Consider the following 14,401-nt stretch of genomic DNA (forward strand, 5'->3'; position numbering starts at 1 on the left):
ATTACATATCAACCCAAATAAAAAGCTAGAGGGAATCCTCTAGCTTTTTTGCATTTTCATTTTATATTATTTTTTTAGGCCACTTTTTTTAGCTAATGTTTTGATAACTTTAGCACTTTGTTTTTTCAACTTGCCCCCTGTTTGTTTGAGTTGGATACGTGTACGAGAAACACGACCAAGTGTAGTAATTTTAGTTTTGCGACGTGGCTTCATATCACGTTCGTTACCAAAGTCACCACGTTGTACACTTGTTGCCTTTACTTTTTCAGCTCTAAAAGACTTACGTAAGGCTTTCATAATTAATGTAAGCGGTAATGTTTGCTCGAAGGAATACAAATCAACTGCTACATAACCAAGTGCAGGATATGTGTGCAATGTAAAGTGAAAACCTGGTGCGACAGAAAGGAGGGCGATTTCCTCGTCCATAACTTGACAACTGATTTCATCTACATCAAGTTCAGCTAAGTCAAATGCGGTTGCTACACTTTCCTGTACAGCTGTAGCGGATGAAATTGCGTCTTCATCGCAGGAATATAAATCAATTAACAGTTCTTGTCCTAATGCTTCTGCCATAACAACACCTTCCTTCAGAAAATAATATCTCATTTATTATACATAGATTTAAGGATTAAGTCCAATTATATGAGAATACATTAAAAGTCAAACGTTATTTTTATAAAATTTGACTTTTATATTGACTAAGGTCAAAAAGTCAAATATAATAGAGTTATGCTAAAGAACAAATAGTCAAAACTATAGTAAATAAACTTTAAAGGGGTGTTTTTTATGAGTATGATAGCTGATAAAATAGAAAAATTTATATTAGACCGTATGCGTGAAGAACAAGAAAAGCTAATTTTAAAGCGTAATGAATTGGCTGATGAATTAGATTGTGCGCCATCCCAAATTAGTTACGTATTAAGTACGCGTTTTTCTAATGAGCGCGGTTTTGATGTTGAGTCAAGACGTGGCTTGGGTGGATATATTCGAATCAAAAAAATTAACCCAGAAAGTTCAGATTCTTTACCTGCTGTTACAACTTATCGGATTTATGAAGGTCCAAATACGGTAGAACGATTAATTGATATGCGAGATGTAGATCAATCATTATTTCAATTATTACAATCTGAAAAGATTACTCGTCGTGAAGCTCAATTGATGCATAATTCTTTTGCTACATTAATTGAAAATGTAGACGTAGAAGAACGTAATGATGCTGTTCGTCAATTATATGCATCAATGGTGGACACTTTGCGGAAGGAGTGATGATTTGTGTTATGTGATCATTGCCATAAAAATGAAGCTACTATCCATATGATTAATATCATAAATAATCAAAAGACTGAGCAACATCTTTGCAGTGCTTGTGCCACCGAGTTACAACAAGCTGGGAAATTATCTCCTTATAGTTCTTTTATGAATGATATGTGGGATAATAACTTTTTTACTAATGATTTTTTTAAGAATATGGTGTATCCAGATAACTTATTAAAAGCTCATCAATCTAAGAGATGCCCTCAGTGTGGTATTACTTATGATGAATTCAATCGGGTAGGTAAGTTTGGCTGTGGTCAATGTTATGAGACTTTTAATAGTGAAATAAATCCATTATTAGAACGAATACAAGGTAGTTCTGAGTATGAAGGGACTATACCTAGTCGTGGTACTAATGTTTTTAAAGCAAAGTATGAAGTAAAGCAATTGCGCCGTCAATTAGATACAGCTATTCAAGCTGAAAACTTTGAAGAAGCTGCAATTTTGAGAGATAAAATTAAAAATCTAGAAGTTATCATTGATGGTGATAACGAATAGGAGGTTCTTATGTTAGATACTATATTGGACTCTCCGCTAAGTCAGTGGCTGTGTCAGGATACAGAGGCGACAGACCACATTGTAATTTCAAGCCGTATACGATTGGCGAGAAATTTTGATGATATATTGTTTACGAATCGTGAAGATACAGTTTCCTTAGAAAAAGTGAATACAATCTCTCGAGGCCTATTGCCAATATTAAAAAAGGCTGATGAGCACCAATATACAAATATTAGCCTTGAGCAATTAAGTCAACGTGAACGTGCTGTCTTAGTTGAAAAGCATTTAATGAGTCCTGCTTTAGAGGAACAATTACCGTATCGTAATTTGATCGTATCTGATGATGCTTCTATCGCAATTATGGTAAATGAAGAAGATCATTTACGTATTCAATCTATGGCTCCAGGACTTAAATTGCAACAAGCTTATAATCATGCAGTTCAAATTGATAAAGCTATCGAAGCAAAATACCCTTATTCCTTTGATGAGCGATTTGGTTATTTAACTGCTTGCCCCACTAACGTGGGTACAGGTTTACGGGCTTCTGTTATGTTACATTTACCCGCATTGACTTTATCTGGTCGTATTACGAGACTTATTCGTAACATAATACAATTAGGTTACTCTGTACGAGGGTTGTATGGGGAAGGTTCCGAAGCTTTAGGTTGTATTTACCAGATTTCTAATCAACGAACGATGGGTATTAGTGAAGAAGCAACTATTGAGCAATTGATTAAAATCGTAGAAGGAATTATTGCAGAAGAACGAAAGTCACGGCAATCTTTATTACACAACGATAAAGAAGGTTTGGAAGATATACTTTGGCGATCCTATGGAATTTTACAATATGCACGACGTGTAAGCGGTAAAGAGGCACTTAGTAAGCTTAGTGACATTCAATTAGGTGTAGATTTAGAAATATTACCATTCTGGGGTAAAGATACTTTTAATGAGCTTGTTGCTATAACTAGACCAAACTTCCTCTCTAAATACTTAGGTAGTGAAAATTTGACAGATACCGATCGCGACAGCTATCGTGCAAAGGTGATACGTCAAAAACTTTCAAATTAATATAAGTACATAAATAATTAATGCATGATTATTTATTTTGTATAGATTGATTTATATAATTTTCTTAGTTTACTGTTAAGAGATTTTTAAAAAATAGTAAATATTAATACTAGATAGCATAATAGATTAATAGAGTTTAATATTATTTTTGATATTCTAATGGTTATTTCACCATTGTTTATATATATTTGAAAAGAAATAATTACAATTTACATAGATAGATGAGGTGATATTATGATGCAACGGTTTACAGACGATGCACAGCGTGTTCTTTCGTTAGCTCAAGAGGCTGCTTTGGAGTTAGGACATGACTATGTCGGTACTGAACACGTACTCATCGGCCTTACAAAGGTTAAAAATGGTGTAGCAGCTAAAGCTTTAGAAGAGCTTGGACTTGTTACAGAAGATATTTTTGAAGCTGTAGAAGAACATGTAGGACGTGGTAATAAAAAGGCAACGTCAATATATATGACACCTCGCGTTAAACATGTACTTGAGCTTGCCATTCAAGTAGCAAATCAAATGAATCACAATTACGTTGGTACTGAGCATATTCTATTGGGCCTGCTTAGCGATGGTAGCGGTGTTGCAGTTGCTATTTTACGAGCTATGAATATACGTAGTAATGATGTAGTAGAAGCAATTCGTAGTATTCTTGGCTCGAATAAAGGTAGCAATAATGGTGGTCAAGAGGGAATAAATAGCAATAATGATTTAGGTGAGCTGTCAGATTTTGCAACTGATCTTAATGAGTCTGCTAAACAAGGTAAGATTGATCCTGTTATTGGCCGCGATACGGAGATTCAACGAGTCATTCAAATTCTCAGCCGTAGAACTAAAAATAATCCTGTTCTTATTGGTGAACCAGGTGTAGGTAAAACAGCTATTGCCGAAGGCTTGGCACAGCGTATTGTGACTGGTAATGTACCGGAGATTTTACGTAATAAACGCATTATTTCTCTAAGTATTGGTTCTATGTTAGCGGGTGCCAAGTACCGTGGTGAGTTTGAAGAACGGTTGAAAAAAGCCATTGATGAAGTACAACAACATGATGATATGATTATCTTTATAGATGAAATTCATACATTGGTTGGGGCAGGTGCTACTGAAGGCGCTATGGATGCAGCTAATATCTTAAAGCCTGCTTTGGCACGAGGTGAATTCCAAGTTATCGGTGCCACAACACTTGATGAATATAAGAAATATATAGAAAAAGATGCTGCTTTAGAGCGTCGCTTTCAACCCGTTCAAGTAGGAGAGCCTAACGAAGAGGATGCTCTTGAAATTTTAAAGGGATTAAGAGATCGGTATGAAGCTTTCCATAAGGCTAAGATCACAGATGAGGCATTAACAGCAGCTGTATCTTTATCTAGCCGATATATTACAGATCGATTCTTGCCTGATAAGGCTATCGATGTAGTCGATGAAGCTGCATCTAAGGTTCGTATGAAAGTATTTTCTGCATCACCTGATGTTAAAGCATTAGAGGATCGCCTTAATACAGTTAAGAAAGAAAAAGAAGCTGCTGTTACGTCTCAAGATTTCGAAAAGGCTGCAGAGCTTCGCGATGAAGAACAATCACTATTAAAAGAAATTGGTGATAAAAAATCTATCGCTAAAGAAAAAAGCGATCAAAAATTAATAGTAACAGAGGAAGACATAGCTGCTGTAGTAGCGCAATGGACAGGCATTCCAGTGGCTAAAATTGCAGAAGAAGAGTCTGCAACCTTACTACATTTGGAAGAAGAACTTCATAAACGCGTAGTAGGTCAAGATGAGGCTGTTACTGCTGTAGCTAAAGCTGTACGCCGTGCAAGGGCTGGATTAAAAGACCCAAAACGGCCTATTGGTTCATTCTTGTTCCTTGGGCCAACTGGTGTAGGGAAAACTGAGCTAGCAAGAGCGCTTGCATCCTCCTTGTTCGGCGATGAATCTGCTATGATTCGACTTGATATGTCTGAATATATGGAAAAACATACTGTGTCTCGCTTAGTCGGTGCCCCTCCAGGTTATGTAGGCTATGAAGAAGGTGGCCAATTAACAGATGCGGTACGTCGTAAACCATATAGCGTTATTCTCCTCGATGAAGTAGAGAAAGCACATGCAGATTTCTTTAATATCTTGTTACAGGTTCTTGATGATGGTCGTCTTACTGATAGTCAAGGAAGAACTGTTGATTTCAGAAATACAGTTATTATCATGACAAGTAACTTAGGTGCTAAAGCTTTACATAAAAACTCGCCAGAACTTGGTTTCTTAGCAGCTAAAAAGTCTGATTCTAATGTAGATGAAAATAAAGGAATTGATTTTAAAGAGGCTAAGAAATCGGTAATGGATGCGGTGAAACGTCATTTTAGACCTGAGTTTTTAAACCGTATCGATGAAATGATTGTATTCCATCCATTAACAGAAGAGGACTTAAAAGAAATTGTAACTATATTGATGAGTGATGTTACAAAACGCCTTAAAGAGCGCGATTTACAATTAGAAATCTCTCCTGAGGCTATGAAATTACTCTTTAAGGAGGGCTCTGATTTCACAATGGGGGCTCGACCATTAAAACGCGCTATTCAACGTTTAATTGAGGACCCAGTGTCCGATCTTATTTTGAAAGGAGATGCAAAAGAAGGTAAAATTATTAAAGCAGATGCAAAGGATAACGATCTTGTTGTATCAATATGATAAAAATACAAATTATACAGTTGATGACTACCTTTCATATAAAAAATATAAGTTAAATGGTATACTATAGAATGATGATAGTTAACCATGTAGTAAAATTATGCATAAAAGGTCATGAATGGTTATCATTCATGACCTTTCTTTTTAAATGTATTGAGGTGTTATGGCAAAAGCAAAATCTGTATTCTTTTGTCAAAATTGTGGGGCTGAATCCTCTAAGTGGATGGGCCGTTGTCCACAATGTGGAGAATGGAATACATTAGTTGAAGAAATCATTAAAGAAACTAAACATAGTCGAACACCTTCTCAAGGTGTTGGAAATCAAACGGCGAAGCCTACCGCCTTGCCAGATATCGAAATTTCTTCTATTGCACGCGTATCTACAACCTTTGGTGAAATTGACCGTGTATTAGGTGGTGGCATAGTGCCTGGTGCTCTAATGCTTTTAGGTGGTGATCCTGGTATTGGTAAATCTACTCTGTTACTACAAGTATCCCAGAAGGTAGCCGATACAGTAGGAACAGTTCTTTATGCATCTGGTGAAGAGTCTCAGTTACAACTTAAACTTCGAGCAGAACGACTGCATATTAATAGTGAACGGTTACAAGTTATTGCAGATACTGATCTAGATCATATATTGGAGCAAGCTGAAGCAATGACTCCTTCCTTACTAGTCATTGACTCTATACAAACTATGTATACTGGAGATATAGATGCTGCGCCAGGCAGTGTTAGTCAAGTTCGTGAATGCACATCTCGTCTACTTCGCTTCTGTAAAGAACGAAATATACCTACTGTAATCATTGGTCATGTAACAAAGGAAGGCAATATTGCAGGGCCTCGTATGTTAGAGCATATGGTAGATGTAGTGCTTTACTTTGAAGGGGAGCGTTCTTATCAATTCCGTATATTACGGTCCATTAAAAACCGTTTTGGTTCTACATCAGAAACAGGCATTTTTGCCATGGTAGAGGAAGGGTTACAAGAATTATCTAATCCATCTGCTTCTCTCTTGGCAGAGCGTTCCGATGAAGAAAGTGGCAGTGCTGTTATGATCTACCTCGAAGGGGTTCGGCCCATCTTAGTAGAGGTACAAAGCTTGGTCGTTACTACGGCCTTTGGTATGCCTAGACGTACGGCGATTGGTTATGATCTTAACCGATTAATTGTATTATTAGCAGTCTTAGAAAAACGCTGTGGCTTTACATTAGGCAATAAAGACGTGTATGTAAATGTCATCGGTGGTCTCAAGGTAAATGAACCTGCTTGTGATTTATCTATGGCGGTTGCCATTGTGTCAAATCTGAAAAATCGAATCGTTCCAACAGATATGGTAATTTTAGGTGAAGTAGGCTTAACTGGTAATGTTCGCAGTATTCCTCGCATTGAACAGCGTATAAATGAAGCCAAGAAATTAGGTTTTAAAAAGTTTATTATTCCTGAAGGCAACTATAAACAAATCAAGGACAATGATAGTTCTATCAAAATTAGAGGCGTCAAATCTATACAAGAGGCGATGCAACTCGTATTTTCATAATTAGGAGGTGATTTCATGATTTATCGGATTTTACGCTATGTAATAGCCATTTTAGTAGGTACAGCCGCCTACGTGGGAATGGATAGCTTAGCACCTATTATTGACCCATATTTGGTTTCTCAATTTGAATCTTTTGGGGACATGTCGTTAACAATTGCACGTATTGCAGTATTAATCGTAGGTACTCTATTAGGCCTTGTTATTGGTTATCTGATTTCATCATTTATTCTGAAACAAGGTTTAGTAATTGCTAAAAGATTAGAGCGTATTCTTACTCATATTCCAAATCAAGAATTGATTGCAGGCACCATCGGTTTATTATTCGGCCTTATTATTGCAAATCTAATTGGTGTTGCATTCAATCAAGTACCTATTATAGGACCTTATATTCCTATAATTTTGAGTGCTATTTTTGGATATAGTGGACTTAAAATCATGGCTCGTAAAGGCCCCGAAATGTACAATAATTACGTACAACAATGGGGAGGAGATAGCACTAAAAAAACAAGTCGTTTTAAAATGTTTTCAACTCATAAATTAGATAAATCCTCTAGTACGCCAAAATTACTAGATACTTCAGTTATCATTGACGGTCGTATCAAAGAACTATGTGCTACGGGCTTCATTGAAGGCCCTCTTATGGTGCCACTATTTGTATTAAATGAGTTACAGGTAATTTCTGATTCTGCGGATGCTACGAAACGCAACCGTGGCCGACGTGGCCTTGATATTTTGAAGGATATGCAAGATGCCAATAAGGTAGCTATAGAAGTTGTTGAAGACGATTATGATGATCTTGTAGAGGTTGATTCAAAACTTATGCGACTTGCTTTAGATAAGCAGTGGAAATTGATGACTAATGACTTTAACTTGAATAAGGTGGCTCGTGTACAAGGTATTGAAGTGCTTAACCTCAATGAATTGGCAAATGTATTAAAACCTGCTCTAATTGCTGGAGAATGGATTCGTGTTCAAATTATGAAAGAAGGTAAGGAAGTACACCAAGGTGTGGCTTATCTCGATGATGGTACGATGATTGTCGTAGAGGATGGTAAGCCTTATGTTGGTCAAAATGTAGAGGTTATGGTTACATCCATATTACAAACGAGTGCCGGTCGAATGATCTTTGCCCGTGTAGATGGAGGACAAAATGGACAAGGTAATTAGTTGTATTGTTCTCGCTGCAGGTGCTGGACGTCGAATGGGGTATAAAGAAAATAAGATTTTTATCCCTCTTGGAAAATTCTCTATCATTCAGCGTACCATACAGAATGTAGAAAAGATTGAATGTTTAAAAGAAATTATTCTTGTTGTAGCTGAAGGCGAACAAGAATATATGTCTAACCATATTCAAGGGTTGGATTTGCATATTCCTGTAAAGATAGTGCTTGGTGGAAGAGAACGTCAAGATTCTGTGGCATATGGGCTCAAAGCTGTATCAGAAGATAGTAATATTGTGCTAGTTCATGATGGAGCGCGTCCATTAGCATCAACTAAACTGTTTGATTCTGTTGTTAGGGTCGCAATAGAATATGGAGCTGCTACTGTAGGTGTCCCTGCTACGGATACGATTAAACGAGTTGATACAGAGCATACTGTAATAGAAACATTAAAACGCAGTGAATTATACCAAATTCAAACGCCACAAGGCTTTCAAAAAGATCTATTTAAAGAGGCCCATCAAAAGGCTTATGATGAAAAATATTTAGGCACTGATGATGTGTCCCTCGTTGAGCATTTAGGGCAGCCTGTACATATAGTAAGTGGAGACTATTGTAATATTAAGGTGACCACTCCTAATGATATTGCAGTAGCAAAACGATATTTAGGAATTGAGGATAAGCGTATGCGCGTTGGATTTGGTTATGATATTCATCAATTAAAAGCAGGGCGTCCTTGTATCTTAGGTGGTGTTCATATCGAATCTGACCTTGGCCCTGATGGACACTCCGATGCGGATGTTCTCATTCATGCCTTGATGGATGCCATGTTGGGAGCTGCAGGTTTACGGGATATTGGATACTATTTTCCACCTGAAGATGACCAGTATAAAGGGATTTCTAGCATGCTTTTACTAGAAAAAGTAAATTTCTTATTGAAAGAACGTGGGTTACAAGCCTATAATATTGATATTATGGTTATTTCTGAGACACCTAAATTAAAACCTCACATCGATATGATGAAGGTTAATTTACAGTCCATATTAAAGATACCATTAGATCGCATTAGTATTAAAGCGACAACAAATGAAATGCTAGGGGCTATTGGGCGCCGTGAAGGCATTGCTGCACAAGCTGTCGTTTCTGTATATGAAGGAGAGATTTAATCATGAGTTCCTTGAAAGTTCGTTTTGCTCCAAGTCCTACGGGTCCATTCCATATTGGTGGTGCTCGTTCTGCTTTATTTAACTGGTTATTAGCACGTAAGGAAAAAGGCACATTTGTATTGCGTATTGAAGATACAGATTTGACTCGCTCCACACGTGAAAGTGAAGAAAATATCAAAGCTTCCTTACAATGGCTTGGCATGAACTGGGATGAAGGCATTGATGTAGGTGGTAATAATGGTCCTTACCGTCAAACAGAACGTCTTGATTTATATAAAGAAGTAACACAACGCCTATTAGATGAAGGCAAAGCTTATGAGTGTTATTGCACACCAGAAGAATTAGATGCGGTGCGTCAAGATCAAATGGATCGTGGGGAAACACCAAAATACAACGGTCATTGTGAACACTTAGATGAAGAGACAAAGGCTAAATACATTGCTGAAGGTCGTAAACCTACAATTCGTTTGCGTGTACCGTTGAATAAAACATACGCTTTTGATGATATGGTACGTGGGCATGTATCCTTTGAATCTAATGGCGTTGGTGATTTTGTAATTGTAAAATCTGATGGCATTCCTGTATATAACTTTGCTGTAGTAATGGACGATCATATGATGGGTATCACTCACGTTATTCGTGCAGAGGAACATCTATCTAATACACCTCGTCAAATGGCTATTTATGAAGCTTTAGGTTGGGAGGTCCCTAAGTTTGGTCATATTTCTTTGATTCTTGGTAAAGATTACAAGAAAATGTCCAAACGTCATGGTGCTACCTCTGTTGAACAATACAAACAATTAGGGTACTTGCCAGAAGCACTTGTAAACTTCTTGGCACTTCTTGGTTGGGCTCCTGAAGGTGAAGAAGAATTCTTCACACAAGATGAATTAATTCAGGCTTTCTCTATGGATCGGGTAGCGAAAAATCCTGCTGTGTTTGATATTGATAAATTGAACCATATAAATTTCCACTATATGAAGAATTTGAGTGATGAAGAGTTATTCCATCTTTGTTTACCGCATTTGAAAGAGGTTGGTTTAGCTCCAGATAGCTTGAATCAAGCTGATATTGATTGGTTGACATTATTATGCTCTACATTCCGTGATCATATTAGCTATGGTGCTCAAATTAAAGATCATGTAGGCTTGTTTATGGGCGAAACAGTATTCCTTGAAGAGGGGCATGAAGAGGAGTTGCGTGCTGTATTGAATGAAGAAACAGCTCCAACAGTTCTCGGCGCTTTCCGGAATGCATTGGCTGAACTTGATGAAATTACACCTGAAGTTGTAAAAGCAACAATCAAGGCCGTAATGAAAGAAACCTCTTTAAAAGGTAAATTCGTATTTATGCCAATCCGTGTAGCTTTAACAGGTCAAATGCATGGTCCGGATTTGAATAATATTGTTACATTACTTGGTAAAGAAAAGTGCTTACATCGTTTAGATAATGTAGGTGCATTAACAAAATAAATTTGATCAATTAATCAAAGGAGTCTACGTAACAAGTGTTATGTGAACTCCTTTTGTATGTGTTGTTAATATTCTATAGAAATGCTATAATAATCGGCGTATTAAATTTTGATTTATTATGAAAGCGAGTGTTTTTATGAGTGTTATTCGTTCTATTAATCACTTATTCAATAGTTATCTATCCTGGATAGTACTATTGATGGCTGTTTTAGCATATATGCTACCTGCAGTATTTTCTTGGATGACTCCATATATTGCTTACATGCTACAGTTTGTTATGTTTGCGATGGGGTTAACATTGACGGCTCAAGTCTTTATTGATGTATTTAAGCAACCAATGAAGGTTATTCTCGTATCCGTAATCCAATTCTTATGGATGCCATTGGCAGGTTTCTTAGTAGCCTTAGCATTTAATTTTCCTCCAGAAGTTGGGATTGGTTTTATCTTGTTGGGTGCATGTCCTGGTGGTACTGCTTCTAATGTAATGACCTTCCTTGCAAATGGTAATGTTCCCTTATCCGTATCAGCAACAACTGTATCCACATTATTGGCACCTATTTTAACGCCTTTATTTGTCGTATTATATGCAGGTGCAACATCTTCTATTGAAATTCAATTTATGCCAATGTTTATATCCATTGTAAAAATCGTGTTAGTACCAATTATTTTGGGGATTGTATTGAATTACTTTATTGGCGCAAAAATTGAACCTGTAAAATCTGTATGTCCAACCATTGCAGCTATCGCGGTATTGCTTATCTTGGCAGCTGTAACTGCAGTTAACCAAAAGCAAATTGCCGAAACTGGTTTCATTATTTTTGTAGCGTGTTTAGTACAAAATTTGAGTGGTTATGTTGTGACATACTTTATATGTAAAGCTCTCAGTATTGATGTGTCTTCTCGTCGTGCTATGCAAATCGAAGTGGCTATGCAAAATTCTGCATTATCCGTATCTTTAGCACTAAAACACTTTACACCACAAGCTGCGGTAGCAGGTGCAGTATTCTCCATCATTCATAACTTTACAGGATCTATTTTTGCAGGTATTTGCCGTAAACATGATGATCAAGATAAATTAGAAAATGCTTAATATTAATTGATTTGATGTAATGACATTATTATTACTTGTGTACTATAAAAGCTATTGTTATGAATGATAATAGTAATTTAATATTCTGATTATATATCCTCATCTTTTTAATTAAGCTATTTAAAATACCTATGTATGATATGTGAATAGCTGCCTATGAAAGATGGGGATCTTTCTTGTAAATATTGACATTCTATAGCTTTATTGGTAAAATATTTTTATATATGAATATAGATTATTTTAATAGCTGAGACTGAAAGAAGTACTCTACAACTAACTTTTTAGCGAGAACCGATGGTGGGAGGGTTCATGGATAGGTAGATGAAATGCATTCACGAGCTGACACTCCGATTATAGGTAGGTTTGTCCGGCGACGCACCGTTATGCGATGAGTGGGTATCTCTATTGGTACCTAACAGAGTGGAACCGCGGACCATCGTCTCTGTATGAGATGAGAGGTCTTTTTTATTTTACAAAATTGGAGGCATCGGTAACGATGAGAGAAATTACTGTTTATAATACTATGACGCGCCAAAAAGAGGTTTTTAATCCTGTAACACCAGGTGAGGCAAAAATGTACGTATGTGGTGTCACACCATACAATCATCCTCATATTGGCAATGCTCGTCCTTTCGTGACTTGGGACGTAATTCGTCGCTATATGAAACATGTAGGCTATAAAGTAACATATGTACAAAACTTTACTGATGTGGATGATAAAATCATCAACACTTCTAATGGTGAAGGTGTCTCTTGGGATACCATTGCAAACCGTTATATCGATAGTTATTTTGAAGTAATGGATGCGTTAGGTGTACAACGTGCAGACATTTATCCACGTGTATCTACACATATTGATGATATCATTGCTATGATTCAAACATTGATTGACAAGGGCTACGCCTATGAACTCGATGGCGATGTATATTATAGTGTGGAGAAATTTGAACATTACGGTGAGTTATCTGGTCGTACATTAGACGATATGGAAGCAGGCGCACGTATTGAAGTGGATGGTCGTAAGAAGAATCCTATGGACTTTGCTTTGTGGAAAGCAGCAAAACCTGGTGAACCTTATTGGGAAAGCCCATGGGGGAATGGTCGTCCAGGGTGGCACATTGAATGTTCTGCTATGAGCCAAAAATATTTAGGCACAGAATTTGACTTCCACGGTGGTGGTAGCGATTTGATTTTCCCTCATCATGAAAATGAAATTGCTCAATCAGAAGGTTGCTCTGGTCAACATCCAGCAGTGCGCTACTGGTTGCACAATGGTTTTATCACTATTAACTCTGAAAAAATGTCTAAGTCCTTGAATAATTTCTTCTTGGTAAAAGATATTTTAGAACAATATAGTCCTGATGCATTGCGTTACTTCTTATTGAGCACGCATTACCGTAGCCCATTAGATTTCTCTGATGAGCGTCTAGAAGAAGCTAATAAATCTTTGGAACGGTTAAGCACAGCTATTGAAAACCTTCTTTACCTTGAAAAATGTGAGCCAGGCTCATGTGATGAAGCTCAACGCTTATTAGAAAAAGCGGAAGCATACGAAGAAGAATTTGAGGATGCTATGAGTGATGATTTCAACACTGCTCTAGCAACTTCTAGTATGTTCGGTCTTGCAAAAGAAATTAATATCTACTATCAAGCTGTAACAAGTAGAGAAGGCGTTGTTTGCCAAGAGGCAATTGCTGAAGTGAAACGAATCTTCAAATTTATGACAGATGTTATTGGTGTCCTTGAAAAAGCTTGGGAAGGCAATACGGGTGCTAATGCTGCTGAATATGAAGAATTAATGCAAGTTATTCTTTCTGTACGTCAAGCTTGTCGCGAGCAAAAACAATGGGCATTAGCTGATTGTATCCGCGATCGATTAGCTGAGATTGGTATTACCATTGAGGACTCTCCTCAAGGTGCACGGTGGAAAAAACGTGAAGTTTAAACAATTTCAATTCTTAAAGAATGAAGCGATAAAGAAACTAACGGCTCTTGAAGAAGAGCCGCTTCGTTTGCGCAAACGAACAATAGAGGAGTGCCTAAGTGCCGATGCAGTTATGCTAGCTTATATCGGTGATGCAGTATACTCCATGTATGTGCGCGAACGCGTAGTACAAATGAATATTACAAAAGTACAGATTTTACATACTATCGTTACTGAATTTATTTGTGCTAAATCACAGGCAAAAGTATTGCTAGAAATAGAAAATACTTTTACAGAAGATGAACAAGCTATTGCACGCCGTGCTAGAAATAGTAATGTAAACGTGCCTAAAAGTAGTACTGTTCAAGAATATCGCAGTAGTACGGCCTTTGAAGCAGTACTAGGATTTCTTTATGAAACGTGCCAAGAAGAGCGCTTACAGCATATCTTGGGGCAAGCCTTTTCTATAACTCTACGAGGTATGTAG

The 14,401-nt window shown here is 37.1% G+C and carries 12 protein-coding genes and 1 other annotated feature; of the genes, 11 read left to right on the forward strand and 1 reads right to left on the reverse strand.

What is annotated here, in order from left to right; genetic code table 11:
- Nucleotides 1-66 precede the first annotated feature (66 nt).
- The gene (locus NE668_RS01860; protein ID WP_004696023.1) at nucleotides 67-573 is read right to left on the reverse strand and encodes an S-adenosylmethionine decarboxylase family protein; all 507 of its coding nucleotides are present in this window, start codon (nucleotides 571-573) and stop codon (nucleotides 67-69) included.
- Between the two features lie 213 nt (nucleotides 574-786).
- Between NE668_RS01860 and NE668_RS01865 the strand changes: the two genes are divergently transcribed.
- From NE668_RS01865 to NE668_RS01915, 11 genes are all read left to right on the forward strand, one after another.
- The gene (locus NE668_RS01865; protein WP_004696020.1) at nucleotides 787-1,266 is read left to right on the forward strand and encodes a CtsR family transcriptional regulator; all 480 of its coding nucleotides are present in this window, start codon (nucleotides 787-789) and stop codon (nucleotides 1,264-1,266) included.
- A gap of 6 nt (nucleotides 1,267-1,272) precedes the next feature.
- Nucleotides 1,273-1,812, forward strand: coding sequence for a UvrB/UvrC motif-containing protein (locus NE668_RS01870; RefSeq protein ID WP_024061852.1), 540 nt, complete (start codon nucleotides 1,273-1,275; stop codon nucleotides 1,810-1,812).
- A gap of 9 nt (nucleotides 1,813-1,821) precedes the next feature.
- Entirely contained in the window at nucleotides 1,822-2,883 is a 1,062-nt protein-coding gene (locus NE668_RS01875; RefSeq protein WP_024061851.1) for a protein arginine kinase, read from the forward strand.
- A gap of 234 nt (nucleotides 2,884-3,117) precedes the next feature.
- Entirely contained in the window at nucleotides 3,118-5,565 is a 2,448-nt protein-coding gene (locus NE668_RS01880; RefSeq protein ID WP_227036998.1) for an ATP-dependent Clp protease ATP-binding subunit, read from the forward strand.
- A gap of 163 nt (nucleotides 5,566-5,728) precedes the next feature.
- Nucleotides 5,729-7,102 carry a DNA repair protein RadA gene (radA, locus tag NE668_RS01885; protein WP_024061849.1) on the forward strand — a complete coding sequence of 458 codons (1,374 nt, stop codon included), beginning with the start codon at nucleotides 5,729-5,731 and terminating at the stop codon, nucleotides 7,100-7,102.
- 15 nt (nucleotides 7,103-7,117) lie between these two features.
- Complete coding sequence (locus tag NE668_RS01890) at nucleotides 7,118-8,269, forward strand: PIN/TRAM domain-containing protein (RefSeq protein ID WP_004696009.1); 1,152 nt, start codon at nucleotides 7,118-7,120, stop codon at nucleotides 8,267-8,269.
- The gene (gene ispD / locus NE668_RS01895; RefSeq protein ID WP_227036997.1) at nucleotides 8,253-9,428 is read left to right on the forward strand and encodes a 2-C-methyl-D-erythritol 4-phosphate cytidylyltransferase; all 1,176 of its coding nucleotides are present in this window, start codon (nucleotides 8,253-8,255) and stop codon (nucleotides 9,426-9,428) included. The genes NE668_RS01890 and ispD overlap by 17 nt, the downstream gene beginning before the upstream one ends.
- A 2-nt stretch (nucleotides 9,429-9,430) precedes the next feature.
- Nucleotides 9,431-10,900 carry a glutamate--tRNA ligase gene (gene gltX, locus NE668_RS01900; RefSeq protein ID WP_227036996.1) on the forward strand — a complete coding sequence of 490 codons (1,470 nt, stop codon included), beginning with the start codon at nucleotides 9,431-9,433 and terminating at the stop codon, nucleotides 10,898-10,900.
- Nucleotides 10,901-11,018: 118 nt separating this feature from the next.
- Nucleotides 11,019-11,990, forward strand: a complete 972-nt coding sequence (locus NE668_RS01905) for a bile acid:sodium symporter family protein (RefSeq protein ID WP_008601073.1) — start codon at nucleotides 11,019-11,021, stop codon at nucleotides 11,988-11,990.
- 240 nt (nucleotides 11,991-12,230) lie between these two features.
- Nucleotides 12,231-12,437 (forward strand) — a binding site (T-box leader).
- Between the two features lie 49 nt (nucleotides 12,438-12,486).
- Nucleotides 12,487-13,935 carry a cysteine--tRNA ligase gene (gene cysS / locus NE668_RS01910; RefSeq protein ID WP_155086196.1) on the forward strand — a complete coding sequence of 483 codons (1,449 nt, stop codon included), beginning with the start codon at nucleotides 12,487-12,489 and terminating at the stop codon, nucleotides 13,933-13,935.
- The gene (locus NE668_RS01915) at nucleotides 13,925-14,401 is read left to right on the forward strand and encodes a Mini-ribonuclease 3 (RefSeq protein ID WP_173014530.1); all 477 of its coding nucleotides are present in this window, start codon (nucleotides 13,925-13,927) and stop codon (nucleotides 14,399-14,401) included. Before cysS ends, NE668_RS01915 begins: the two co-directional genes overlap by 11 nt.

It is taken from the genome of Veillonella parvula, assembly GCF_024461875.1.
GTDB classification, from domain to species: Bacteria; Bacillota; Negativicutes; order Veillonellales; family Veillonellaceae; genus Veillonella; species Veillonella parvula_I.

Excerpts from the sequence above, each read along its gene's own strand:
- NE668_RS01890 (WP_004696009.1), top strand. The coding sequence starts at position 7,118 with ATGATTTATCGGATTTTACGCTATGTAATAGCCATTTTAGTAGGTACA.
- NE668_RS01880 (WP_227036998.1), top strand. The coding sequence starts at position 3,118 with ATGATGCAACGGTTTACAGACGATGCACAGCGTGTTCTTTCGTTAGCT.
- NE668_RS01875 (WP_024061851.1), top strand. The coding sequence starts at position 1,822 with ATGTTAGATACTATATTGGACTCTCCGCTAAGTCAGTGGCTGTGTCAG.
- gltX (WP_227036996.1), top strand. The coding sequence starts at position 9,431 with ATGAGTTCCTTGAAAGTTCGTTTTGCTCCAAGTCCTACGGGTCCATTC.
- cysS (WP_155086196.1), top strand. The coding sequence starts at position 12,487 with ATGAGAGAAATTACTGTTTATAATACTATGACGCGCCAAAAAGAGGTT.
- radA (WP_024061849.1), top strand. The coding sequence starts at position 5,729 with ATGGCAAAAGCAAAATCTGTATTCTTTTGTCAAAATTGTGGGGCTGAA.
- NE668_RS01905 (WP_008601073.1), top strand. The coding sequence starts at position 11,019 with ATGAAAGCGAGTGTTTTTATGAGTGTTATTCGTTCTATTAATCACTTA.
- ispD (WP_227036997.1), top strand. The coding sequence starts at position 8,253 with ATGGACAAGGTAATTAGTTGTATTGTTCTCGCTGCAGGTGCTGGACGT.
- NE668_RS01860 (WP_004696023.1), bottom strand. The coding sequence starts at position 573 with ATGGCAGAAGCATTAGGACAAGAACTGTTAATTGATTTATATTCCTGC.
- NE668_RS01865 (WP_004696020.1), top strand. The coding sequence starts at position 787 with ATGAGTATGATAGCTGATAAAATAGAAAAATTTATATTAGACCGTATG.